Raw genomic sequence first — 22813 nt, forward strand, 5'->3', positions numbered from 1 at the left:
GCCGCGCCCAGACACGGAGACGTACGCCCATGGACACCCTCGCCACCGGACTGACCTTCCGCGACGCCACCGACGCTGACGTGGACGACCTGGTCACGCTGATCGAGTCGGCGTACCGGGGCGAGGCCAGCCGGGCCGGGTGGACCACCGAGGCGGACATCCTGGAGGGGCAGCGGACCGACCCGGAGGGGGTGCGGGCCGTCATCAAGGCGCCGGACAGCCGGCTGCTGACCGTGGAGCGGGAGGGGCGCATCGTCGCCTGCTGCCAGCTGGAGCACCGGGGCGACCACGCCTACTTCGGGATGTTCTCGGTCAGCCCCGCACTCCAGGGCGCGGGCCTCGGCAAGGTCGTCATCGCGGAGGCGGAGCGGCAGGCCCGCGCGGACTGGGGCGTGACGGAGATGCACATGACCGTGATCTCCGTCCGGGACGACCTCATCGCCTGGTACGAGCGCCGCGGCTACCGCCGCACGGGCCGGATGACCCCCTTCCCGTACGGCGACGAGCGCTTCGGCATCCCGCTCCGCGACGACCTGCGGTTCGAGCTGCTGGTCAAGGAGCTCGGCTAGCCGTCAGGCCGTGAAGCGGCCCGTGCGCTTGATGTCCGGGTGGTCGGTGGTCGCGCCGTCCAGCCCGAACGCCCGGACCAGACGCAGATGGTCCTGCGTGTTCACCACCCAGCCGATGATCCTCAGGTCGGCCTCACGGGCGCGCTCCACGATCTCCAGGGTGAGCCGGCGGATGTTCAGGCAGACGGTCTCGGCGCCGGCCGCGACGGCGCGGTCGACGACGTCCGTGCCGTAACGGCTGGCGATCAGCGCGGTGCGCACCCCCGGCACCAGTGGCTTGATCTCGGTGATCGCCGCGTCGTGGAACGAGGAGACCTCGACCCGCCCCGCCAGCCCCCGCTCGTTCATCACCCGCGCCAGGGCCCGCGCCGCCTGCACGTCCTTGATCTCGGCCTGCAGCGGCGCCTGGACGGCCTCCAGGACCTCCTCGAAGACCGGCACCCGCTCACCCCGCCCCGCGTCCAGCGCCCGCAGCTCGGCGAGGGTCTTCCCGGCGATCGGCCCGCTGCCGTCGGTCGTGCGGTCCACGTCCGTGTCGTGCATGACGACCAGCGCGCCGTCCTTGCTCAGGTGCAGGTCCAGCTCGATGGCGTCGAGCCCGGCCTCCTGGGCGGCGACGAAGGACCTGAGGGTGTTCTCGGGTTCCACACCCATGACTCCGCGGTGACCGATGGTGAGGAAGTTCACGACACTACTCTCTTCCGTCGACAGGCGGCAGTGAGGGCCTCGAGGGCCCACCCGACCGTATCGCCCGGGCCCGCCCCCTGCGCAGGGCGAGGGCATGGCCGGCGCACAGCTGGGCATAAGCGTGACCGGCAGGAAAAAGTGCGGTGAAGGCCCGGGTGAGGCAGGATAATTTCCTGAGGTGGCCCTTGCTGGGAGGAACCTCGTGTGTATACGGTCGGCGCACGTGAGATTCTCCCGTGGAGGATGGGACATGACGGAAATTCTTGTGCAGGTGGGTTCGGAGGGCGGGGTTCCTCCCGTGGCCAGGGTGGTGGAGCACCCGGCATGGCCCGTGCTCAAGGATGCCGTGGAGCGGATCCGGCCATGGCAGTCCAAGGACGGGTCGATCGACTTCGACGCCGAGGGCGCGCCCGACCCGGCCGACGCCGAGCTCGCGGTCCGGCAGGTCGCCGACGCCGTCCTGGAGCTCTCCCCGCTGCTCCCGCACGACCGTGCGTACCACGAGGCCCTGGCCAAGGACCTGACCCGCTGGGCCGACAGCGGCTTCCAGGTGCCCGACTTCCTCGACTCGCTGCTCGCCTTCCAGCCGGCGCGCGACCGCCGGGACGGTCTGCAGCACCTGGTCGTCTTCCCGATGTACACGCAGAACGGCAACCCCGACCGCAACCTCGAAGCGGTCGTGCTGCGCATGGTCTGGCCGGACTGGCTGGCCGAACTGGAGCGCACCCGCTACGACAACCCGCTGTTCTGCGGCATCAAGTTCGAGGACTTCACGTCCGGCTACGACACCAACTCGGCCGTGCTGTTCCCGGAGACCATCGCCGTGCGCGAGGCGCCGGAGCGGTTCACCTGGGGCGGCATCTTCTGCGACCGTGAGGCCGCCCGCTTCCGCCGCGTCACGGACGCCGCCGTCGACATCCTGGGCCTGGAACTGCCCGAGGACGTCGCCGCGATGGTCCACGACCAGAAGCGCTGCGAGGAGGCGTTCGTCCTGTGGGACATGGTCCACGACCGCACCCACAGCCACGGCGACCTGCCGTTCGACCCGTTCATGATCAAGCAACGCCAGCCGTTCTGGATGTACGGCCTGGAGGAGCTGCGCTGCGACCTCACCGCCTTCAAGGAGGCGGTCAAGCTGGCCGGCGAGGGCGTACCGCAGGCCCGTGACGTCCAGGTCGCGGTCCTGTTCGACCGCATGTTCCGCTTCCCGGTCACCGGCGAGCGCGTGCGCAACTACGACGGTCTCGGCGGCCAGCTCCTCTTCGCGTACCTGCACAAGCACGACGTCGTCCGCTGGACCGACAACAAGCTCTCCCTCGACTGGGAGCGCGCCCCGCAGGTCACCAACCAGCTGTGCGGCGAGATCGAGCAGCTGTACCGCGACGGCATCGACCGGCCCAAGCTGGTCCACTGGTTCGCCGGGTACGAGCTCGTCTCCACGTACCTCTCCCCGCACCCGGGCTCCAAGTGGGCCAAGGGTCCGGACGCCCTGGACCTGACGCAGCCGCCGCGCAAGCTCGTCGATGACGTGCTTCCGGACGAGTTTCCGCTGAGCATGTTCTATGAGGCACTGTCCAAGAAGCTGAAGAACGTGATCGCCTCCACCAAGGGCATCACGGCGGACGGCGCCGAGCGGATCGCCGCATGAGCGATCGGCGTACCGAGAACACTGCTCAGGAGGCGAAGAGGATGGCGGGGAACGGGGCGCTCAGCGGTGCGGTGATCGCGGTGGCCGGTGCGGGCGGGCCGGCGGGCCGGGCGGCGCTGCTCAGGCTGGCCGAGGCGGGAGCGACCGTCATCGGCTCGGACAACGACCCGGAGCGGCTGGCGGAGGCGGTGGACGCGGCGAGCTACGCGACCGGCGGCGCCACCGTCACCGGCGACACGGTCGACCTGCTCGACCTGCAGGCCACCCGCGACTGGGCCGGCCGCATCGAGAAGGACTTCGGCCGGGTCGACGGCCTGGTCCACCTCGTCGGCGGCTGGCGCGGCAGCGAGACCTTCACCAGGACCAGCCTGGACGACTGGGACTTCCTGGAGATGCTGCTGGTGCGCACCGTGCAGCACACCTCGCTCGCCTTCCACGAGGCGCTGCAGCGCAGCGACCGCGGCCGGTACGTGCTGATCAGCGCCGCCGGCGCGACCAAGCCCACCGCGGGCAACGCCGCCTACGCCGCGGGCAAGGCGGCAGCGGAGGCGTGGACGCTCGCCATGGCCGACTACTTCCGCAAGGCCGGGGGCCCCGAGGGCCCGACCTCGGCGGCTGCGATCCTGGTGGTGAAGGCACTGGTGCACGACGCGATGCGCGCCGACCGCCCCAACGCGAAGTTCGCGGGCTTCACCGACGTCAAGGATCTGGCCGAGGCCATCACCGAGGTCTGGGACAAGCCCGCCGCCGAAGTGAACGGAAAACGTCTGTGGCTCACCGAGAAGCCGTGAACCCGCCGAAGACCGACGCCCGCCGCCACCACGACCCCGACGTCCGCGGTTTCGCCAGCGACAACTACGCCGGCGCCCACCCGGAGGTGCTCGCCGCCCTGGCCCTGGCCAACGGCGGGCACCAGGTCGCCTACGGAGAGGACGACTACACCGAGAACCTGCAGCGCGTCGTCCGCAGCCACTTCGGGGCCACGGCCGAGGCGTTCCCGGTCTTCAACGGCACCGGCGCCAACGTCGTCGCGCTCCAGGCGGTCACCGACCGCTGGGGCGCGGTGATCTGCGCCGAGAGCGCGCACATCAACGTCGACGAGTGCGGCGCGCCCGAGCGGGTCGGCGGGCTCAAGCTGCTCACCGTCCCGACACCCGACGGCAAGCTCACGCCGGAGCTGATCGACCGGCAGGCCTACGGCTGGGACGACGAGCACCGGGCGATGCCGCAGGTCGTGTCGATCACCCAGGCCACCGAACTGGGCACGGTCTACACGCCGGACGAGATACGGGCGCTGTGCGAGCACGCCCACGCGCACGGCATGAAGGTGCACCTGGACGGGTCCCGGCTGGCGAACGCCGCCGCCACCCTGAACGTCCCGATGCGGACGCTCACGGAGGTCGCCGGCGTCGACATCCTCTCCCTGGGCGGCACGAAGAACGGCGCCCTCTTCGGCGAGGCCGTCGTCGTCCTCAACCAGGACGCCGTCAGCCACATGAAGCACCTGCGCAAGCTGTCCATGCAGCTCGCCTCGAAGATGCGGTTCGTGTCGGTGCAGCTGGAGGCCCTGCTCGCCCGGGACCTGTGGCTGCGCAACGCCCGGCACGCCAACGAGATGGCCCAGCGTCTCGCCGAGGGCGTGCGGTCCGTGCACGGGGTGGAGATCCTCTACCCCGTGCAGGCCAACGCGGTCTTCGCCCGCCTGCCCCACGACGTGAGCGAGCGTCTCCAGAAGCGCTTCCGCTTCTACTTCTGGGACGAGGCCGCGGGCGACGTCCGCTGGATGTGCGCCTTCGACACCACCGAGGAGGACGTGGACGCGTTCCTCGCGGCGCTGAAGGAGGAGATGGCCCGCTGAGGCCCTCTCCGGAGGTGTGCGCCCCGCGCACCACCCGGTCGATCCGCAGCGGTATCTCGAAGGTGCAGGACGCCTTGTCGTGCAGGTGGATCGGCGTCCGGCAGTAGTAGGGGGTGGCGGGGGACGTGCCGTCGTCCTCCGCCGTCCGGCACCGGCCCTCCGGCAGGGCGCCGACCGTGGTGCCCTCGGGCGCCCGGAACCGCACGGTGGCCACGGAAGCCCCCGCGCTCACGGACGCCACCTCATGTTTCCCCTCCTTCTCACCGTTCCGTGGACCCGAGACCAGACCGGCGAGGCTTGCGGCAGTGGTGAGCCGTTCTCGCGGTCACCGCATAGATATGCAAATGAGTGTAAATTGATTGACGTGCCTCGTCTCACTCCCTACGCTCTGCCCGCATGCAGCTGATCCAGGAAAACCCGGACCTCTCCGCCTACTTGGCCGCCGACGAGGTGATCGACCACCGCCACCCGCGCGTGCGCGACACGGCGGCGCGGCTCGCCGAGGGAGTGGCGGACTCGTATGAGTATGCGAGGGTGGCCTTCGAGTTCGTGCGGGACGCCATCGCGCATTCCCAGGACTCCGGCGACCTCCGCGTCACGTGGCGGGCCTCCGACGTACTGGAGCAGCGCACCGGCATCTGCTACGCCAAGGCGCACGCCCTGGCCGCGCTGCTGCGGGCCGAGGACATCCCGACCGCGCTGTGCTACCAGAGGTTCGACGTGGTGCACGGACTGGTCGCCGTGCGGTTCAACGGAGCCTGGCACCGGCAGGACCCCCGCGGAAACAAGCCGGGCGTCGACGCGCAGTTCTCCCTCGACGGCGAGCGGCTGGCCTTCGTACCCGACCCTGCGTCCAATGAACTGGACTACCCAGTCCTGTATGCTGCACCGCACCCGGTCGTGCTGGACGCCCTGCGCGCGGCACCCGACCGGCCGCACCTCTGGCAGACGCTCCCCACCGCACTCTGAGGCCCGACCATGACGCTCACACTCACCGTGTCCGACGACGTCCGCGCGCTCGCGCCCGGTTTCACCCATGTAGCGATCGAGGCCCACGGCCTGGTCAACGGGCCGAGCACCGACGCCAGTGCGGAGCTGCTGGACGATGCCGCCCGCCGGCTCGCGGCCCGGCTGGACGGCCGCGCCCCGCACGAGGACCCGCACATGGCGGCCTGGCGCGAGGTCTACACCGCCTTCGGCTCGAAGCCGTCCCGCACCCGCAACTCCGCGGAGGCCCTGGCCAGGCGGGCCCTGACGGACGCCGGACTGCCCCGCAGCAACCTGCTCGTCGACCTCTACAACGCCGTCAGCGTCGCCCATCTGATCCCCGTCGGCGGCGAGGACCTCGACCGCGTCCAGGGCGGCATGCGGCTGGTGCGGGCCACGGGCGAGGAGGACTTCGTCACCGTCGCCGGGGGAGAGGAGACCGTCGAGCACCCCGACGCGGGCGAGGTGGTGTGGCGCGACGACGCGGGCGTGACCTGCCGCCGCTGGAACTGGCGGCAGGGGCCGCGCACCCGGCTCACCGAGCGGACCGCTTCCGGCATCTTCCTGCTGGAGAGCATGGCGCCGATGCCGGTGGCCGAGGTCGAGGCGGCGGCGGCCGAGCTCGCCGGGCTGCTGGAGAAGTTCAGCCCCGGCGCCGAGGTCGACGTACACGCTCCATGGTCCGCCGCCTGAGCGGCGCAGACCCGGGCGTCAGAGCGCCTCGGCCGCCCGCACCTGCTCCGGCGTCGGGGCGGTGCCGCCGAGGTGGGCCGGCATCCACCAGGTGTCGTCCGGGCCCTTGGGGCGTACGGGGTAGGCGCGCTGGGCGGCCTCCAGCAGTTCCTGGACGCGCTCGCGCAGCTGACGCGTGATCGCCCCCGCGTACTTGTCGCGGGAGGCCTCGATCGCCTCGCCCACCCGGATGGTGATGGGGGTGTGGCTGCGCTTGAAGTTGCGCGGGTGGCCCTTGGTCCACAGCCGCTGCGTACCCCACACCGCCATCGGGATCAGCGGGACGCCGGCCTCCTGCGCCAGACGCGCGGCGCCCGACTTGAAGCTCTTCAGCGTGAACGACTGCGAGATCGTCGCCTCCGGGAAGACCCCGACGATCTCGCCGGACCGCAGCGAGTCCAGGGCGTGCGCGTAGGCGGCCTCGCCCTGGGCGCGGTCCACGGGGATGTGCTTCATCCCGCGCATCAGCGGGCCCGAGATCCGGTGCCGGAAGACGGACTCCTTCGCCATGAAGCGCACGAGACGCTTCTGCGGCAGCGCCGCCAGCCCGTTGAAGACGAAGTCCAGGTAGCTGATGTGGTTGCTCACCAGTACGGCGCCGCCCGAGCGCGGGATGTTCTCCGAACCCTGACAGTCGATCTTGAGGTCCCACACCTTGAACAGCGTGCGGGCGAAACCGACGACGGGACGGTAGACGAGCTCTGCCATGGGCGGTTCGGACCCTTCCTGCTCAGCCTGGGAAGGGATTCCCAGCGGACAAGTTACGCAGCCGTAGGTTTACGGCTTGTCGCAGATGGTGCCCCAAGAACGGCCGGGTAGCCAGTCCTCGTGCCCGTGGGCGGAGAGATTCTCGTCACGTCGCCATCGCACCCCCACCTCGTGCTTTTACGTCCGCATTACTCCACGCGCACCGTCGCGCGGCGCGCGAGCAGGTACAACTCGCAACCCAGGCAGTACCCGAACGCCGCATTCAGGAACGCCGCGGCGAGGGCCGCGCCGGTCGCCGCGAGCCCGAGCCAGTCCGGACCCAGGGTGTAGCCCACGAGCCCGAGCCCGGCGAAGAGCAGCCCGACCGCTTGGGCGAAGCGCGGCGGCTCGGGCGCCTCGAACGCCGTCGGCGGCCCGAGTCGCGGTCGTACGGCGTGGGCGAACAGCAGCCCGTACGGCGACCGGCGCACCCCGCCCGCCGCACCCAGCAGGAACGCCAGCGTCTGCCACGCCAGCAGCCACCCGCTCCCGGTGACCAGCACGACCGCCAGCACGACGGTCGTCACGGCCGCGCCGAAGCGCGGCCCTCTCGCATCGATGTCCATGGGAACCAAGCATTCCGCAGCGCTGCGCCGTCGCGGGGCCGGGAATCTTTGCGGTCTCGTGAACGCTTGCAGCAGGTGATGACCGGACTGGTGGTGTGCGTGGTGGTGCTCGCGGCGGCGAGCGCCTTCGGAGTGCTGCACAAGCGGCGGAGCGGGAGAGTGCGGGTGCGCGGGCGGGACGAGGGCGTACGGCTGGGCGCGGCGGACCTGGGCGCGGAGCTCGGCGAGCGGGCCACGCTCGTGCAGTTCTCCAGCGCGTTCTGCGCGCCCTGCCGGGCGACCCGGCGGGTCCTCGGCGAGGTCGCGGAACTGGTCCCGGGCGTGACCCACGTCGAGATCGACGCGGAGGCGCACCTGGACCTGGTGCGGCGGCTGGACATCCTCAAGACGCCGACCGTGCTCGTCCTGGACGCCGGCGGCCGGGTGGTGCGGCGGGCCACGGGGCAGCCGCGTAAGGCGGACGTGATCGCCGCGCTGGGGGAGGCCGTGTGAGGGAGTCGACCCCGTCCGTGAGCCACCTCCCACATCAGGGAACCGACTTGACTGCGCCGACCATTTATCGTCAGCCTGACCCCATGCCTGCGGACCTGATCACCACGAGCGACCTCCTGCGCTCGGTCTTCCGGCGGCACGCCGCGGGCGTCGCCGTCATCACCGCCCGTGGCGAAGACGGTCCGGTGGGCTTCACCGCCACCTCCCTCACCTCCGTCTCCGCCGAGCCGCCGCTGCTCTCCTTCGGCGTCGGCACCGGCGCGTCCAGCTGGCCGGCGATAGCCGAGGCCGATCACGTCGGCGTCCATGTCCTCGGCGAGCACCAGCAGGAACTCGCCGCCACCTTCGCGCGCAGCGGAGCCGACCGCTTCGGCGGGCCCACCGCGTGGCGGGAGGGGCCCGAGGGGGTGCCCGTGCTGGACGGCGTCCTGGCCTGGCTGGTGGGCCGCGTGGTGGCGCGCGTCCCGGCCGGCGACCACCGCATCGTCATCGCCGAGGTCGTCCACGGCGACTCCACCGGCACCGGCCGTCCCCTCCTCTACCACCAGGGACGTTTCCAGCGCCTGGGCGACTGAACCGGCTCCGGCCCCGGGCTGCGTGACGGTCCAGTTCCGGTTACGCTGCGTTGCGAAGGTCACAGTTCAAAGCGCTTGCTTAGCGGGAACGAACTCTGTGTACTGGCGAGTAATATTTCGCTCGGAGCGTGGGTGGCCCCGACCGGGATCGGCCGCTTGAGGCGCCTATGCTGCCTGCAAGAGGCAGCCGAGAAATGACGATGCAGTAGGAGAGCCGGCGTGAGCTTGAGGATCGTTGTCACTGTGAAGTACGTGCCCGACGCCACTGGCGACCGGCACTTCGCCGATGACCTGACCGTCGACCGGGACGACGTGGACGGTCTGCTCTCCGAGCTCGACGAGTACGCGGTCGAGCAGGCGCTGCAGATCTCCGAGAACTCCGACGACGACGTGGAGATCACCGTCCTGACGGTGGGTCCCGAGGACGCCAAGGACGCCCTGCGCAAGGCGCTGTCCATGGGCGCCGACAAGGCCATCCACGTCGAGGACGACGACATCCACGGCACCGACGCCATCGGCACCTCCCTGATCCTGGCCAAGGCGATCGAGAAGGCCGGCTACGACCTGGTCATCTCCGGCATGGCCTCCACCGACGGCACCATGGGCGTCGTCCCGGCACTGCTCGCCGAGCGCCTGGGCGTCCCGCAGGTCACCCTGCTCTCCGAGGTCTCGGTCGAGGACGGCACGGTCAAGGGCCGCCGCGACGGCGACGCCGCCTCCGAGAGCCTGGAGGCCTCCCTGCCGGCGGTCGTCTCCGTGACCGACCAGTCGGGCGAAGCGCGCTACCCGTCCTTCAAGGGCATCATGGCGGCCAAGAAGAAGCCGGTGGAGTCCTGGGACCTGTCCGACCTCGACATCGAGGCCGAGGAGGTCGGCCTGGAGGGCGCCTACACGGTCGTCGACGGCGCGGCCGAGCGTCCGGCCCGTACCGCGGGCACGATCGTCAAGGACGAGGGCGAGGGCGGCAAGCAGCTCGCTGAGTTCCTCGCGGGCCAGAAGTTCATCTGAGCCCCGCATCCGCTGACCGCCCCTCATCTTTCGCAAGCAGGAGAGAAGAAGTCCCATGGCTGAAGTTCTCGTCTACGTCGACCACGTGGACGGTGCCGTCCGCAAGCCCACGCTGGAGCTGCTGACCCTCGCCCGCCGCATCGGCGAGCCCGTCGCCGTCGCCCTGGGCAACGGCGCCGCCGACACCGCCGCCGCCCTCGCCGAGCACGGCGCGGTCAAGGTCCTCACCCACGAGGCCGCCGAGTACGCCGACTACCTGGTCGTACCGAAGGTCGACGCCCTCCAGGCCGCGCACGAGGCCGTCTCCCCGGCCGCCGTGCTGGTCCCGTCCTCCGCCGAGGGCAAGGAGATCGCCGCCCGCCTGGCGCTGCGCCTCGGCTCCGGCATCATCACCGACGCCGTCGACCTGGAGGCCGGCGACGAGGGCCCGGTGGCCACCCAGTCGGTGTTCGCCGCGTCCTTCACCACCAAGTCCCGTGTCTCCAAGGGCACCCCGGTCATCACGGTCAAGCCCAACAGCGCCGCCGTGGAGGCCGCCCCGGCCGCCGGCACGGTCGAGGCGCTGAACGTGTCCTTCTCCGCGCAGGCCACCGGCACCAAGGTCACCGGCCGCACCCCGCGTGAGTCCACGGGCCGCCCGGAGCTGACCGAGGCCGCGATCGTGGTCTCCGGCGGCCGTGGCGTCAACGGCGCGGAGAACTTCGCGATCATCGAGGCCCTCGCCGACTCCCTCGGCGCGGCCGTCGGTGCCTCGCGCGCCGCGGTGGACGCCGGCTGGTACCCGCACACCAACCAGGTCGGACAGACCGGCAAGAGCGTGTCGCCGCAGCTGTACATCGCCTCCGGCATCTCCGGCGCGATCCAGCACCGCGCCGGCATGCAGACCTCGAAGACGATCGTGGCGATCAACAAGGACGCCGAGGCCCCGATCTTCGACCTCGTCGACTACGGCGTCGTCGGCGACCTCTTCGACGTCGTCCCCGCCCTGACCGAGGAGATCAAGGCCCGCAAGGGCTGATCGGGACCGGCCGCACCGAGGCCCCCGTGACCGAGCGCGGTCACGGGGGCCTCGCGTCATCCCAGGGTCATCGAGGCCTGCACCGGCAGATGGTCGCTCGGGTACGTCCCGTCCCTGCTGAAGGTGTTCATCCGGGCCCAGTGCGTGGTCACTCCGGGGCTGGTGAGGATCCAGTCGATGCGCCGTCCGCCGGGCCTGGGCTGCCGGTAGCCGTGATGCGTCCCGTACGCCGGACCCCGCGAGGCCGCCGTGTCCCAGGTGTCCACCAGCCCGATGTTCAGCATGAGGTCGTACACGCGGTTGTCGTGGGCGGCCGCGTTGAAGTCGCCGGTGACGACGACCGGCAACGACCGGTCCCACCCGGCGATCGTCTCGCCGATGAGTTCGGCGGACCGTTCCCGGGCGTACTGGCTGACGCTGTCCAGGTGGGTGTTGAGCACGTGGAACTCCCGTCCCCCGTCGGCGAGATCGGCGAAGCGGACCCAGGTGACCATGCGCAGCCAGTCCGCGCCCCAGGTGTTCGAGGCGATCGTGTACGGGGTGCCGGACAGCCAGAAGTGGTCGAACGCGACCGGTTCGAGCCGGCGTGTGTCGAAGAAGACCGCCATGAACTCGTCCTTGCTGCCGCCCCCTCGTCCGACGCCGATCCAGTCGTAGTGCTCGCCCAGGTCCGACCGGATCGCGCGCACCTGCCGGTAGAGCCCTTCCTGGGTGCCGATGACGTGCGGTCGCTCGCGGCGCAGCAGCTCCCGCATCACCGGCCGGCGCACGGACCAGGGCGGTGTGTCGTCGACGACGGTCCCGAAGCGCACGTTGAACGTCATCACGTTCAGGGCGCCCGCCTGCTCGCCCGCGGTGGCGGCGGACCGGGTGGGCCCCGCGGTGGTGAGCAGCGGTCCCGCGACGGCGGCGGCCGCCGCCGCCTTGATCCCGTGGCGGCGCGTCACTGCGGCCTCGTTGGGCACCTGATCTCCCTCCCCTTGCACGTCAGGATGAAGCTTGCCTCGTGCATACGGAAGATGAGGGCGGGTCCGCGGCGATCGAGGGGGAAGGATGGGCGATCCGACGTCAAGACGGTGTTGACCAGGCCGAAGGTCGGCCGATAACTTCGCTCTACGGATTGTTGATTCCGTAAAGCGGAAAAACAGGAGGGTGTCGGAATGGGTCACGGCCAGCAGGAGAAGGTGGCGACGAGCCTCGCGGGCGCCGTCAGCGAGGAGATCAGCGCCTCCCTCGCCCCGGTCGACGCCGAACTGGAGCGCCGCTACCCCGGAGATCCCGGCACCCGCCAGCCCGTCCACACCGTCTACGTGCCCGGCGACGTCTTCGCCGCCGACACCGTCCGCTCCTGGGGCGACCGGGCCCTCGCCGTCCTGGACGAACACGCCCCGGACGCCGCCTCCTTCGCCGCCGTCCTCGGCCTGCCCGAGGAGCTCGCCGGGCCCGTCCACGCCCGGGTGCGCGCCAAGCTGGAGCGCGAGCCCGTCGAGGACCTGCGCGTCGACTTCGAGGACGGCTACGGCAACCGGCCCGACACCGAGGAGGACGAGGCCGCTGCCCGTGCCGCCCGGATCATCGCCGAGGCGTACGCCGAGGGCACCGCGGCCCCTTACATGGGCATCCGCATGAAGTGCATGGAAGCGCCCGTCCGCGCCCGGGGTATCCGCACCCTCGACATCTTCCTCACCGGCCTGATGGAGGCCGGCGGCCTGCCCGCCGGACTGGTCCTCACGCTGCCGAAGGTGACCTACGCCGAGCAGGTCACCGCCATGGCACGCCTGCTGGACGCCTTCGAGAAGGCACACGGCCTGGAGCCCGGCCGGATCGGCTTCGAGATCCAGATCGAGACCAGCCAGTCCATCCTCGCCGCCGACGGCACCGCCACCGTCGCCCGCATGATCCAGGCCGCCGAGGGCCGCGCCACCGGCCTGCACTACGGCACCTTCGACTACAGCGCCTGCCTCGGCGTCTCCGCCGCCCACCAGGCGAGCGACCACCCCGCGGCCGACCACGCCAAGGCCGTCATGCAGGTCGCCGCGGCCGGCACCGGCGTCCGCGTCTCGGACGGCTCCACCAACGTCCTGCCCGTCGGCCCCACCGAGAAGGTCCACGCCGCCTGGCGCCTGCACTACGGCCTCACCCGCCGCGCCCTGGCCCGCGCCTACTACCAGGGCTGGGACATGCACCCCGGCCACATCCCGACCCGGTACGCGGCCGTCTTCGCCTTCTACCGCGAGGGTTTCGAGCAGGCGGCCGGCCGCCTCGCCCGCTACGCCAACCGCACCGCCGGCGACGTCATGGACGAACCCGCCACCGCCAAGGCCCTCGCCGGCTACCTGCTGCGCGGCCTGGACTGCGGCGCCCTCGACATCGGCGAGGTCGCCCGGCTCACCGGCCTGACGCGAGCCGACCTGGAGAGCTTCGCCTCGCCCCGGCGCGGTGATCTGACGGCGTCCGCCTGAGGACGCGCCCGGCGGCACGTACCGGCCCTGTCACAGCGCTCACCAGGGGCTGCCGCCGTCACCGCCGCCCCGTAGTCTGTACGCCACGTACAGGCGGGTGAGCGGATCCGGTGGGGTCACGGGAACGGGGCAGCGGTGTCGACGGGGGAGTACGGGCAGGCGGACGGGACCGGCCGGCTGCTGGCGGGCAGGTACCGCGTCACGGCCCAGCTGGGGCGCGGCGGCATGGGCGTCGTCTGGAAGGCGGTCGACGAGGTCCTGGGACGTGAGGTCGCCGTCAAGGAACTGCGCACCTACACCGACGCCGCCGGTCCCGAACTGGCCGGTCTCCAGCTGCGGATGCAGCGCGAGGCGCGCGCGGCGGCCCGGGTCCGCCACCCAGGCGTCATCGCCGTGCACGACATCACCGAGGTCGACGGACGCCCGCTCATCGTGATGGAGCTGGTCGACGGGCCGTCGCTGGACGACGTCCTGCGCGACCGCGGCACGCTGGACCCGCGGGAGGCCGCCGGGATCGGCGCCAAGGTCATGGAGGCGCTGGCCGCGGCGCACCGGGTGGGCGTCCTGCACCGGGACGTGAAGCCAGGCAACATCCTGCTCGACCGCTCGGGCCGGGTCGTCCTGACGGACTTCGGCATCGCCACCATGGACGACCCGGGCGACGGCTCGGCCACGCACCTCACCCGCAGCGGCGAACTCGTCGGCTCCCTCGACTACCTGGCCCCCGAGCGGGCCCAGGGCGCCGATCCGGGCCCCGCCTCCGACATCTGGGCCCTGGGCGCCACGCTGTACGCGGCCGTCGAGGGCGCCTCGCCCTTCCGCCGCACCTCCACGTTCTCCACGCTCACCGCGATCGTCACCGAGCCACTGCCGGAGCCCCGCCGCGCCGGTCCGCTCGCCCCGGTCCTGCAGCGCCTGATGGACAAGCGTCCCGAGGCCCGCCCCGAGGCCGGCCAGGCCCGGGACCTGCTCCAGGCGGTGGCGGATTCGAGCGGCACCGACACGCCGACCTCGGCTCTGCGCGGCCCGGCGGCCCCGCTGCCGCGCCCGGAGACGGAACGCAGTGTGCCGTCAGTGCCCCCGGGCTTCGGACCGCCGCAGCAGTTCCCGCGGGCGCAGGAGGCCGCCGGACCGCGGGAGGTCACGCCCGGCTTCGGCCCGGCCGCGGCCTTCGGGGCGGCCGGGGCGGGTGACACGGGCCAGGGCGGGCCGGGAAGCGGACCGCAGGGCGCGAACGCCGCCGACCCGGGCACCGGAGCGCGGGCCGCGAGCGCCGGCCTCCCGGCCGCCGCGGGGCCCGGCGCGCAGGCGCCCGGGGCGCACGGCACGGAGCCGCACGGCTCGGTCCCCGGCCCGCAGGGCTTCGGCCCGGCCGACGCGGGCGGCGGCGCCCCGACCGGCCCGCAGCACACCGGACCGCAGGGCCCCCGCCGCGCGAAGACACGGGCTCTCCTCGCCGCCGCGGCCGTCACCGTCGTCCTCGCCGCCGCCGGCACCACCGTCGCCCTGCTCGGGGACGGCGACGGCACCGCGCCGGACGCACGGACCGGTGCCGCGGGCGCCGCGGCCTCCGAGCCCGGCCGCACCGACGACGGATCGAACGCGCCGAGGCCCACCCAGCAGGGCGACGAACAGCGCAAGGACAAGGACAAGGACAAGGACGCGGACCCGTCCGCGAAGCCCGCGGACGGGAAGGATGCCGAGCCGTCCGCCCGGCCCTCCACCTCGGCCCCCGCCAAGTCCTCCGGGGGCGGCACGAGCGGCGGCACGTCCACGGGCACCTCGGGCGGCGGCACCGAAGGCGGCACGACCAGCGGCGGCACGAGCGGCGGCGGCACGAGCACCCCCGCCCCGGCCTGCCACGCGATCGGCGGCGGCAAGTACAACTGCCAGGTCTGGAAGACCGCCGACTCCTACACCGCCTCCGGCACCAAGGTCGGCATCCTCAACGCCGGCACCAACTACTTCTACTGCCAGCAGAACCTGGGCCGCCGCGAGACCTACGGAGAGTGGACCAACGTCTGGTGGGCGAAGACCGACGACGACAGCGGCAACACGGACGTCTGGGTCAGCGACGTCTACGTCAAGGGCGGTGACAACGACGGGCCCGTCCCCGGGCTCCCGCTCTGCTGACGGCACGCCGGCCCTGCCACGTACCGCTCCAGACCGGAGGCCGTGACCAGCTTCTCCTCGGCGAACAGCCGCGTGCCCCGCTCGCACAGCCGCCGGTCGGCGCGGGCCCGCGAGCAGAACTCCTCGGGGACGACACCGAACAGCTCCCGCAGCCGGGGCAGCGCGACAAGCAGTTCGGTGAGCAGTTCCCGCTGGCCGGGGTGGGTGCGCGGCGCGCCGGTGCCGTCGTGCAGGACGCCGTGGCGGTTGACGTACGCGTACGCCCCGGGCAGCCGAGTGCCGTCCGCCAGGTCGATCCGCACGTCGGGTGCGGGCAGCCAGGCCCGGTCGAAGTTGCCGCCCGGCACCGGCGCGCCCTCGCTCGCGTCGATCACCGCGAGCTGCTCGGCGTCGAGCCAGAGCACGAACAACTCCCGCACGGTGTCCGGGGCGCCGATCGGGGAGGCCGACACGTACCCCATGCGGCTCACGTGCGCGGAGACACCGGCGTCGACGCCGGTCACCCGGGCCTTCACCATCGGCAGGGGCGTGCCGATCCCGAACTCCCGCATCTTGTGCCGCAACTGGCCGGGGGAGGCGTTGGAGCCGATGGCGAGGACCGGCGTGCGGTCGGCGTGCACCAGGCGCCCGGGCGGCAGGAAGAGGTCCCCGTGGAGGATCCCCGAGTCGGCGGGCCAGGCGCCCGGATACAGCAGGGGGTGTTCGCGCGGCGCCTCGGCCAGGCCCAGGGCTCGCAGCGTCCGTTCCGCGGGGTGTGTCATGGGCCGCTCAGTCCGCCGGAGGGATCTCGCCCGAGCCGCGGGTGATCAGCCGGGTCGGCAGCTCGATGCGCTCGGGGGTGGCCGGACCGCCGTCCAGCTGCCGGAAGAGACGTTCCGCCGCGGTGCGCCCGAGGTCCGCCGCGTCCTGCGCGACGACGGTGACGCCCGGCTGCAGCAGGTCGGCCAGCTCGATGTCGTCGAAGCCGACGAGGGCGACCCGCCGGGTCTGCTCGGCGAGCACCCGGATCACGGTGACCGTCACCCGGTTGTTGCCCGTGAAGATCGCGGTGACCGGGTCCGGACCCGTCAGCATCTCCTCGGCGGCCCTGCGCACCCGCTCGGGGCCGGTGACACCGAGGGACATCCAGGAGTCCGCCACCGGTATCCCCGCGTCCTCCATCGCGGCCCGGTAGCCGCGCAGCCGCTCGGCGGCCGTGTGGATGCGGGGCATGTCGCCGATGAAGCCGATCCGGCGGTGCCCGTGCGCGATCAGGTGGGCCACGCCGTCGCGGGCGCCGCCGAAGTTGTCCGACAGCACCACGTCGGCGTCGATGTGCCCGGCCGGCCGGTCCACGAACACCGTCGCCACGCCCGCCTTCAGCTCCGGCTCCAGGTACCGGTGGTCGTCCCCGGCCGGGATCACCACCAGACCGTCCACCCGGCGCGCGCACAGGGCCAGCACCAGCTCCTGCTCACGCTCCGGGTCCTCCGCGCTGGAGCCGTTGATCAGCAGGGCGCCGTGCGCGCGGGCCACCTCCTCGACCGACCGGCTCAGCGGTCCGTAGAACGGGTCCGCGAGGTCCTCCAGGACCAGGCCGATGCTCGCCGTGCGTCCCTTGCGCAGCACCCGCGCGCTGTCGTTGCGGCGGAAACCGAGGGCGTCGATCGCCTCCTGGACCCGCCGCTCCGTCTCCGGCGTGACCCCCGGCTCCCCGTTCACGACCCGCGAGACCGTCTTGAGGCCGACCCCGGCACGGGCGGCCACGTCCTTCATCGTGGGACGGTTGCCGTAGCGCGTTGCGGATCGGAGGTGGGTCTGGGGCACGGTGCGGTGTCCTGTCCTGTCGTCCACGGGGATGCGTCGGTCCTGGGTTTGTATGAGGATGTGGCGTCGAGCATAGAGCCTGGACAACGTTGTCAGGCTCGGGAGAGACTGTCCACCGCAATCTCCGGTCCCACGCACCGCCGCGGGACCGGTCCGCGGTTTGCCCAGCCCGATGGCTTTTCACGGCGTTTTTTCTCATGGTTGACGGGGAGATCCGACACTGATGCACACCGACCTCGTGGCCGCGCTCGACATCGGCGGCACCAAGATCGCCGGCGCCCTGGTGGACGGCCACGGCCGGATCCTGGCACGCGCCCAGCGGCCGACGCCCGCCCGGGAGGACGGCGACACCGTGATGCGGGCGGTCGAGCAGGTGCTCGGGGAACTCACCGCGTCACCGCTGTGGCAGCGGGCCACGGCCGTCGGGATCGGCAGCGCCGGGCCGGTGGACGCCTCGGCGGGCACCGTCAGCCCGGTGAACGTGCCCGGCTGGCGGGACTACCCGCTGGTCGCCCGGGTCCGGGCCGCGGCCGGGGACCTGCCCGTGGAGCTGATCGGCGACGGTGTGGCGATCACGGCGGCCGAACACTGGCAGGGCGCCGCCCGCGGCCACGACAACGCGCTGTGCATGGTGGTCTCCACGGGGGTCGGCGGCGGCCTGGTGCTCGGCGGACGGCTGCACCCGGGGCCCACCGGCAACGCCGGGCACATCGGCCACATCAGCGTCGACCTCGACGGCGACCTGTGCCCGTGCGGCTCGCACGGCTGTGTGGAGCGCATCGCCAGCGGCCCCAACATCGCCCGGCGCGCCCTGGAGAACGGCTGGCGGCCCGGCCCGGACGGTGACACCAGTGCCGCCGCGGTGGCCGCGGCGGCCCGGTCCGGCGACCCGGTCGCCGTCGCCTCCTTCGAGCGCGCCGCCCAGGCCCTGGCCGCCGGGATCGCCGCCACCGCGACCCTCGTGGAGATCGACATCGTCGTCATCGGCGGGGGAGTGGGCAAGGCGGGCGACATCCTCTTCACGCCCCTGCGCACGGCTCTGCGCTCCTACGCGACCCTCTCCTTCGTCCAGCACCTCACGGTGGCGCCGGCCCAGATGGGCACGGACGCGGGTCTCGTGGGCGCGGCGGCGGCAGCCCTGACCCGGCGGACGGACCCGGCGGCCGCGGGGGTCTGAGACCCGGCAGGAACGTTCAAGCAGCGGTGGCGGGCACGTTCGGGCGGCGGTGGCGGGCACGTTCGGGCAGCAGTGGCGGGGCGGTGTCCGGCGGACGCGGGCTCTGTCCTGGAAATCGACCGTGTGTCCGTCCGATGTGGCACGATCGCGCATGTGAGCAGCAGCAGACCCGCCGCGGCGCAGCGGCTGAGCGATCTCGCCCGGTTGCGCCGGGTCAAGGACCGGATCGACCGGGAGTACGCGCAGCCGCTGGACGTGGAGGCGCTGGCACGGGGGGTGCACATGTCGGCCGGGCATCTCAGCCGCGCGTTCCGTCAGGCGTACGGCGAGTCGCCGTACAGCTACCTCATGACCCGGCGCATCGAGCGTGCGATGGCGCTGCTGCGCCGCGGCGACCTCAGCGTCACCGAGGTGTGCTTCGAGGTCGGCTGCTCCTCGCTGGGCACCTTCAGTACCCGCTTCACCGAGCTGGTCGGGATGCCCCCCAGCGCCTACCGGCGGGAGGCGGCGCGCGCGACCGCCGGGATCCCGTCGTGCGTCGCCAAGCAGGTCACCAGACCGATCAGGAATCGAGAAGCGCCCGCCGCGGGCCGAAACTAGCGTGAAGGCCATGGACCTCACCATTCACGCCAGCTTCCTCCCGCACGACGACCCGGACGCCGCCCTGGCGTTCTACCGCGACACCCTCGGCTTCGAAGTCCGGAACGACGTCGGCTACGAGGGCATGCGCTGGATCACGGTCGGGCCCGTGGGCCAGCCCGGGACCAGCATCGTGCTGCACCCGCCGGCCGCCGACCCGGGCATCACCGACGACGAGCGCCGCACCGTCACCGAGATGATGGCCAAGGGCACCTACGCCGGCATCGTGCTGTCCACCCCCGACGTCGACGGTGTCTTCGAGCGGCTCCAGGCGGGCGACGCCGAGGTGGTGCAGGAGCCGGTCGACCAGCCCTACGGCGTCCGTGACTGCGCCTTCCGCGACCCCGCGGGCAACATGGTCCGCATCCAGCAGGTCAAGGGCCAGTAGCGGCCCACCAGTTCCGACCCCCGCGCCGCACCCGGGAGGGTCCGGCGCGGGGACGAGATCGTCCGAGCGCGGCAGCCCCGCCCGACAGATGGAGCCACCATGAGCAAGGCCACGACGACGGACAGACGGTCGCCCGGGCCCCACCTCGCCGACAGCCATGACGTGATCCGCGTGCACGGCGCGCGCGAGAACAACCTCAAGGACGTCAGCATCGAGATCCCGAAGCGCCGGCTCACCGTCTTCACCGGTGTCTCCGGCTCGGGCAAGAGCTCACTGGTGTCCGACACGATCGCGGCGGAGTCGCAGCGCCTGATCAACGAGACCTACAGCGCCTTCCTCCAGGGCTTCATGCCCAACCGGGCCCGGCCCGAGGTCGACGTGCTCGACGGCCTCACCACGGCGATCGCCGTCGACCAGCAGCGCATGGGCGGCGACCCCCGCTCCACGGTCGGCACCGCCACCGACGCCAACGCCATGCTGCGCATCCTCTTCAGCCGCCTCGCCGAGCCGCACATCGGCCCGCCCAGCGCGTACTCCTTCAACACCGCTTCCGTCAGCGCGTCCGGCGGCATCCGGGTCGACCGCGGAGCCGAGAAGACCAAGACGGTCAAGGCGACCTTCTCCCGCACCGGCGGCATGTGCACCCGCTGCGAGGGCCGCGGCAAGGTCTCCGACATCGACCTCACCCAGCTCTACGACGACTCCAAGTCGATCGCCGAGGGCGCGTTCACCATCCCCGGCTGGAAGTCCGACAACGTCTGGACCGTCGGCCTGTACGCCCAGTCCGGCTTCCTCGACCCGAACAAGCCGATCCGCCGGTTCACCAAGAAGGAGATGCGGGACTTCCTCTACGGCGAACCGACCAAGGTCAAGGTCAACGGCGTCAACCTCACCTACGAGGGCCTGATCCCGAAGATCCAGAAGTCGTTCCTGTCCAAGGACAAGGAGGCGATGCAGCCGCACATCCGGGCGTTCGTGGAGCGGGCGGTCACCTTCACCACGTGCCCCGAGTGCGACGGCACCCGGCTGACCGAGGCGGCCCGCTCGTCCCGGATCGGCGAGGTCAGCATCGCCGACGCCTGCGCCATGGAGATCAGGGACCTGGCCGAGTGGGTGCGCAGCCTGGACGAGCCGTCGGTGACGCCGCTGCTGACCGCGCTGCAGGGCACCCTCGACTCCTTCGTGGAGATCGGCCTCGGCTACCTCTCGCTCGACCGCCCGGCGGGCACGCTCTCCGGTGGCGAGGCGCAGCGCGTGAAGATGATCCGCCACCTCGGCTCCTCCCTCACGGACGTCACCTACGTCTTCGACGAGCCCACCATCGGCCTGCACCCGCACGACATCCAGCGGATGAACGACCTGCTGCTGCGGCTGCGGGACAAGGGCAACACGGTCCTCGTCGTGGAGCACAAGCCGGAGACGATCGCGATCGCAGACCACGTCGTCGACCTGGGCCCCGGCGCCGGGACGGCCGGCGGCACGGTCTGCTTCGAGGGCACGGTCGAGGGGCTGCGGGCGGCCGGCACCGTCACCGGCCGGCACCTCGACGACCGGGCGAGGCTCAAGGAGACGGTCCGCGAGCCCACCGGCGCGCTGGAGATCCGGGGCGCCTCGGCCAACAACCTGCGCGACGTCGACGTCGACATCCCCCTCGGGGTGCTCACCGTGGTGACCGGCGTGGCCGGCTCCGGCAAGAGCTCGCTGCTGCACGGCTCGATCCCGTCGGACGCGGGCGTGGTCTCGGTGGACCAGAGCCCGATCAAGGGCTCGCGCCGCAGCAACCCGGCGACGTACACCGGGCTCGCCGACCCGATCCGCAAGGCGTTCGCCAAGGCCAACGGCGTGAAGCCGGCCCTGTTCAGCGCGAACTCCGAGGGTGCCTGCCCCACCTGCAACGGCGCCGGTGTCATCTACGTCGACCTCGGCATGATGGCCGGCGTCGACACCCCTTGCGAGGACTGCGAGGGCAAGCGGTTCCAGGCCTCGGTGCTGGAGTACCGTCTCGGCGGCCGGGACATCAGCGAGGTGCTCGCGATGCCGGTGGCCGAGGCGGAGGAGTTCTTCGGCGCCGGGGAGGCCCGTACTCTGGCGGCGCACCGGATCCTGGAGCGGCTCGCCGACGTCGGGCTGGGCTACCTCACCCTCGGCCAGCCGCTCACCACGCTCTCCGGCGGCGAGCGGCAGCGGCTGAAGCTGGCCACGCACATGGCCGACAAGGGCGGCGTCTACGTCCTCGACGAGCCGACCACCGGCCTCCACCTCGCGGACGTGGAGCAACTGCTGGGCCTGCTCGACCGGCTCGTCGACTCCGGAAAGTCGGTGATCGTGATCGAACACCACCAAGCGGTGATGGCGCACGCCGACTGGATCATCGACCTCGGGCCCGGGGCCGGTCACGACGGCGGCCGGATCGTCTTCGAGGGCACACCGGCGGACCTGGTCGCGGACCGCTCCACGCTGACGGGAGAGCATCTGGCGGCGTACGTGGGCGCCTGACGGACCCGCCCGGGGCCGGTGCCACACCCGGCGACCGGCTCCGGCCGGCCCTGGCCGGCTCCGGGCAGCTCCGGACCGCCCGGTCTGCGGCCCGGTTCGGAGGTCCCGCCCGCCCGTCGCCCGCCCGGCTGGCACGCCCGGCCCGACGGCCGTCCCGCCCGGTCGGCCCACCGGGCTGGTACGCCCGCGCGCTCGGCCTGCCCGGACCGCCCGGTCCGCGGCCCGGCTCGGAGGGCAAGCCCGTCCGCCACCCGCCCGGCGGGCCTGGCCGGCCTACCCCCGGCCTGTCAGCCCCCCCCGCCCGGAAGGCCGCCTGGCTCGTCCGGCCCGCCCGCCCGGGCGAGGCGGTGGTCAGGGTCTGGGCACCTGGCCTGTGTCGTCCGGCCGGGATGGACGAGCCCTGCTCGCCGCTCAGGGTCCGGCCGCGCACGGCAACCCCGCCGGCTCCTTCGCGGCGCGGGCCGCGTCCGTGCCCGGAAGCGGGGAGTTCGCGAGCAGTGGCCCGTCTTGGCGGGTCCGGCCGGGTCGGCCGAACGGACCCCTCCAGGGGGCGCACGGCCGCGTCCCCGCGCAGGCTGGTGCCATGGCGTCCGTGAAACCCGTCGTGGTCTACCCGCCCGCCGCGGACGGCGGCCGGCGGGTCCGTGTGGACGACCAGTTCCTCGGCATCGCCTACGGACTGCTGGACGTCGCCGAGTTCCTGCGGCGCGCGGGGATCGAGGACGCGGACGAGGCGTACGTGACGGCGTCGGGCCTGATCGAATGGCGCGGCGGCGGCCCGGACAGCTGGGGCGACGGCTCCGAGGACGATCTCGCGTGAACGCG

23 protein-coding genes are annotated in these 22813 nt (G+C 72.4%); 17 read left to right on the plus strand and 6 right to left on the minus strand.

What is annotated here, in order from left to right:
- Positions 1–29 precede the first annotated feature (29 nt).
- Positions 30–569, plus strand: a complete 540-nt coding sequence (locus ACF07N_RS01490) for a GNAT family N-acetyltransferase (protein ID WP_383328843.1) — start codon at positions 30–32, stop codon at positions 567–569.
- Between the two features lie 3 nt (positions 570–572).
- Here ACF07N_RS01490 and ACF07N_RS01495 read toward each other — a convergent pair whose 3' ends face one another.
- A complete protein-coding gene (locus ACF07N_RS01495) occupies positions 573–1256 on the minus strand; it encodes a glycerophosphodiester phosphodiesterase (RefSeq protein ID WP_392106947.1) in 684 nt (227 codons plus the stop codon).
- A gap of 250 nt (positions 1257–1506) precedes the next feature.
- Here ACF07N_RS01495 and ACF07N_RS01500 point away from each other — a divergent pair, with 250 nt between their 5' ends.
- The 5 genes from ACF07N_RS01500 (at position 1507) to ACF07N_RS01520 (ending at position 6442) form a co-directional block, all read left to right on the plus strand.
- Positions 1507–2904, plus strand: coding sequence for a DUF6421 family protein (locus ACF07N_RS01500; RefSeq protein ID WP_392106950.1), 1398 nt, complete (start codon positions 1507–1509; stop codon positions 2902–2904).
- Positions 2901–3695 carry an SDR family NAD(P)-dependent oxidoreductase gene (locus ACF07N_RS01505; RefSeq protein ID WP_383328852.1) on the plus strand — a complete coding sequence of 265 codons (795 nt, stop codon included), beginning with the start codon at positions 2901–2903 and terminating at the stop codon, positions 3693–3695. Before ACF07N_RS01500 ends, ACF07N_RS01505 begins: the two co-directional genes overlap by 4 nt.
- Positions 3692–4762 carry a threonine aldolase family protein gene (locus tag ACF07N_RS01510; RefSeq protein ID WP_383329463.1) on the plus strand — a complete coding sequence of 357 codons (1071 nt, stop codon included), beginning with the start codon at positions 3692–3694 and terminating at the stop codon, positions 4760–4762. The genes ACF07N_RS01505 and ACF07N_RS01510 overlap by 4 nt, the downstream gene beginning before the upstream one ends.
- A 396-nt stretch (positions 4763–5158) precedes the next feature.
- Complete coding sequence (locus ACF07N_RS01515) at positions 5159–5731, plus strand: transglutaminase domain-containing protein (RefSeq protein ID WP_392106953.1); 573 nt, start codon at positions 5159–5161, stop codon at positions 5729–5731.
- A 9-nt stretch (positions 5732–5740) separates the two neighbouring features.
- Positions 5741–6442: a B3/4 domain-containing protein gene (locus tag ACF07N_RS01520; RefSeq protein WP_392106956.1), complete on the plus strand. Its 702-nt coding sequence runs from the start codon at positions 5741–5743 to the stop codon at positions 6440–6442.
- Between the two features lie 18 nt (positions 6443–6460).
- Here ACF07N_RS01520 and ACF07N_RS01525 read toward each other — a convergent pair whose 3' ends face one another.
- Both ACF07N_RS01525 and ACF07N_RS01530 read right to left on the minus strand, forming a co-directional pair.
- Positions 6461–7189 carry a lysophospholipid acyltransferase family protein gene (locus tag ACF07N_RS01525; protein WP_392106959.1) on the minus strand — a complete coding sequence of 243 codons (729 nt, stop codon included), beginning with the start codon at positions 7187–7189 and terminating at the stop codon, positions 6461–6463.
- A 188-nt stretch (positions 7190–7377) separates the two neighbouring features.
- The gene (locus tag ACF07N_RS01530; RefSeq protein ID WP_392106962.1) at positions 7378–7794 is read right to left on the minus strand and encodes a DUF4395 domain-containing protein; all 417 of its coding nucleotides are present in this window, start codon (positions 7792–7794) and stop codon (positions 7378–7380) included.
- Between the two features lie 78 nt (positions 7795–7872).
- On the opposite strand from ACF07N_RS01530, the gene ACF07N_RS01535 reads away from it, so the two are divergent.
- The 4 genes from ACF07N_RS01535 (at position 7873) to ACF07N_RS01550 (ending at position 10887) form a co-directional block, all read left to right on the plus strand.
- A complete protein-coding gene (locus ACF07N_RS01535) occupies positions 7873–8286 on the plus strand; it encodes a thioredoxin family protein (RefSeq protein WP_383329466.1) in 414 nt (137 codons plus the stop codon).
- Positions 8287–8369: 83 nt separating this feature from the next.
- Positions 8370–8861 (plus strand): flavin reductase family protein, encoded by a 492-nt coding sequence (locus ACF07N_RS01540; protein WP_392106965.1) that lies wholly within the window; start codon positions 8370–8372, stop codon positions 8859–8861.
- Between the two features lie 219 nt (positions 8862–9080).
- Positions 9081–9869, plus strand: coding sequence for an electron transfer flavoprotein subunit beta/FixA family protein (locus tag ACF07N_RS01545; RefSeq protein ID WP_333929999.1), 789 nt, complete (start codon positions 9081–9083; stop codon positions 9867–9869).
- Positions 9870–9924: 55 nt separating this feature from the next.
- Positions 9925–10887 carry an electron transfer flavoprotein subunit alpha/FixB family protein gene (locus tag ACF07N_RS01550; protein WP_383328870.1) on the plus strand — a complete coding sequence of 321 codons (963 nt, stop codon included), beginning with the start codon at positions 9925–9927 and terminating at the stop codon, positions 10885–10887.
- Positions 10888–10943: 56 nt separating this feature from the next.
- On the opposite strand, the gene ACF07N_RS01555 is transcribed toward ACF07N_RS01550, so the two are convergent.
- Positions 10944–11852 (minus strand): endonuclease/exonuclease/phosphatase family protein, encoded by a 909-nt coding sequence (locus ACF07N_RS01555; RefSeq protein WP_392106969.1) that lies wholly within the window; start codon positions 11850–11852, stop codon positions 10944–10946.
- A 195-nt stretch (positions 11853–12047) separates the two neighbouring features.
- Here ACF07N_RS01555 and ACF07N_RS01560 point away from each other — a divergent pair, with 195 nt between their 5' ends.
- Both ACF07N_RS01560 and ACF07N_RS01565 read left to right on the plus strand, forming a co-directional pair.
- On the plus strand, positions 12048–13349 hold the full coding sequence (locus tag ACF07N_RS01560) for a DUF6986 family protein (RefSeq protein WP_392106972.1): 1302 nt from the start codon (positions 12048–12050) through the stop codon (positions 13347–13349).
- Between the two features lie 135 nt (positions 13350–13484).
- Positions 13485–15482, plus strand: coding sequence for a protein kinase (locus ACF07N_RS01565; RefSeq protein WP_392106975.1), 1998 nt, complete (start codon positions 13485–13487; stop codon positions 15480–15482).
- On the opposite strand, the gene ACF07N_RS01570 is transcribed toward ACF07N_RS01565, so the two are convergent.
- On the minus strand, positions 15428–16243 hold the full coding sequence (locus tag ACF07N_RS01570) for a hypothetical protein (RefSeq protein WP_392106978.1): 816 nt from the start codon (positions 16241–16243) through the stop codon (positions 15428–15430). The two genes, ACF07N_RS01565 and ACF07N_RS01570, sit on opposite strands and share 55 nt — an antisense overlap.
- A 7-nt stretch (positions 16244–16250) precedes the next feature.
- Positions 16251–17288, minus strand: a complete 1038-nt coding sequence (locus ACF07N_RS01575; RefSeq protein ID WP_392106981.1) for a LacI family DNA-binding transcriptional regulator — start codon at positions 17286–17288, stop codon at positions 16251–16253.
- Positions 17289–17511: 223 nt separating this feature from the next.
- On the opposite strand from ACF07N_RS01575, the gene ACF07N_RS01580 reads away from it, so the two are divergent.
- The 5 genes from ACF07N_RS01580 to ACF07N_RS01600 all read left to right on the plus strand — a co-directional run bounded on the left by ACF07N_RS01580 (position 17512) and on the right by ACF07N_RS01600 (position 22808).
- Complete coding sequence (locus tag ACF07N_RS01580; protein WP_383328889.1) at positions 17512–18465, plus strand: ROK family protein; 954 nt, start codon at positions 17512–17514, stop codon at positions 18463–18465.
- 153 nt (positions 18466–18618) lie between these two features.
- Positions 18619–19065: a helix-turn-helix transcriptional regulator gene (locus ACF07N_RS01585; RefSeq protein WP_392106984.1), complete on the plus strand. Its 447-nt coding sequence runs from the start codon at positions 18619–18621 to the stop codon at positions 19063–19065.
- Between the two features lie 10 nt (positions 19066–19075).
- Positions 19076–19492, plus strand: coding sequence for a VOC family protein (locus ACF07N_RS01590; RefSeq protein ID WP_392106987.1), 417 nt, complete (start codon positions 19076–19078; stop codon positions 19490–19492).
- A gap of 99 nt (positions 19493–19591) precedes the next feature.
- On the plus strand, positions 19592–21988 hold the full coding sequence (locus ACF07N_RS01595; RefSeq protein WP_392106990.1) for an ATP-binding cassette domain-containing protein: 2397 nt from the start codon (positions 19592–19594) through the stop codon (positions 21986–21988).
- A gap of 583 nt (positions 21989–22571) precedes the next feature.
- The gene (locus ACF07N_RS01600; protein WP_392106993.1) at positions 22572–22808 is read left to right on the plus strand and encodes a hypothetical protein; all 237 of its coding nucleotides are present in this window, start codon (positions 22572–22574) and stop codon (positions 22806–22808) included.
- Positions 22809–22813: the final 5 nt, after the last annotated feature.

The sequence above is a fragment of the Streptomyces sp. NPDC015242 genome (assembly GCF_043079125.1).
GTDB lineage: Bacteria > Actinomycetota > Actinomycetes > Streptomycetales > Streptomycetaceae > Streptomyces.

Coding starts and splice junctions, on each gene's coding strand:
- ACF07N_RS01490 (WP_383328843.1), top strand. CDS start 30: ATGGACACCCTCGCCACCGGACTGACCTTCCGCGACGCCACCGACGCT.
- ACF07N_RS01500 (WP_392106950.1), top strand. CDS start 1,507: ATGACGGAAATTCTTGTGCAGGTGGGTTCGGAGGGCGGGGTTCCTCCC.
- ACF07N_RS01505 (WP_383328852.1), top strand. CDS start 2,901: ATGAGCGATCGGCGTACCGAGAACACTGCTCAGGAGGCGAAGAGGATG.
- ACF07N_RS01515 (WP_392106953.1), top strand. CDS start 5,159: ATGCAGCTGATCCAGGAAAACCCGGACCTCTCCGCCTACTTGGCCGCC.
- ACF07N_RS01520 (WP_392106956.1), top strand. CDS start 5,741: ATGACGCTCACACTCACCGTGTCCGACGACGTCCGCGCGCTCGCGCCC.
- ACF07N_RS01525 (WP_392106959.1), bottom strand. CDS start 7,189: ATGGCAGAGCTCGTCTACCGTCCCGTCGTCGGTTTCGCCCGCACGCTG.
- ACF07N_RS01530 (WP_392106962.1), bottom strand. CDS start 7,794: ATGGACATCGATGCGAGAGGGCCGCGCTTCGGCGCGGCCGTGACGACC.
- ACF07N_RS01535 (WP_383329466.1), top strand. CDS start 7,873: ATGACCGGACTGGTGGTGTGCGTGGTGGTGCTCGCGGCGGCGAGCGCC.
- ACF07N_RS01540 (WP_392106965.1), top strand. CDS start 8,370: ATGCCTGCGGACCTGATCACCACGAGCGACCTCCTGCGCTCGGTCTTC.
- ACF07N_RS01550 (WP_383328870.1), top strand. CDS start 9,925: ATGGCTGAAGTTCTCGTCTACGTCGACCACGTGGACGGTGCCGTCCGC.
- ACF07N_RS01560 (WP_392106972.1), top strand. CDS start 12,048: ATGGGTCACGGCCAGCAGGAGAAGGTGGCGACGAGCCTCGCGGGCGCC.
- ACF07N_RS01570 (WP_392106978.1), bottom strand. CDS start 16,243: ATGACACACCCCGCGGAACGGACGCTGCGAGCCCTGGGCCTGGCCGAG.
- ACF07N_RS01580 (WP_383328889.1), top strand. CDS start 17,512: ATGCACACCGACCTCGTGGCCGCGCTCGACATCGGCGGCACCAAGATC.
- ACF07N_RS01590 (WP_392106987.1), top strand. CDS start 19,076: ATGGACCTCACCATTCACGCCAGCTTCCTCCCGCACGACGACCCGGAC.
- ACF07N_RS01595 (WP_392106990.1), top strand. CDS start 19,592: ATGAGCAAGGCCACGACGACGGACAGACGGTCGCCCGGGCCCCACCTC.
- ACF07N_RS01600 (WP_392106993.1), top strand. CDS start 22,572: ATGGCGTCCGTGAAACCCGTCGTGGTCTACCCGCCCGCCGCGGACGGC.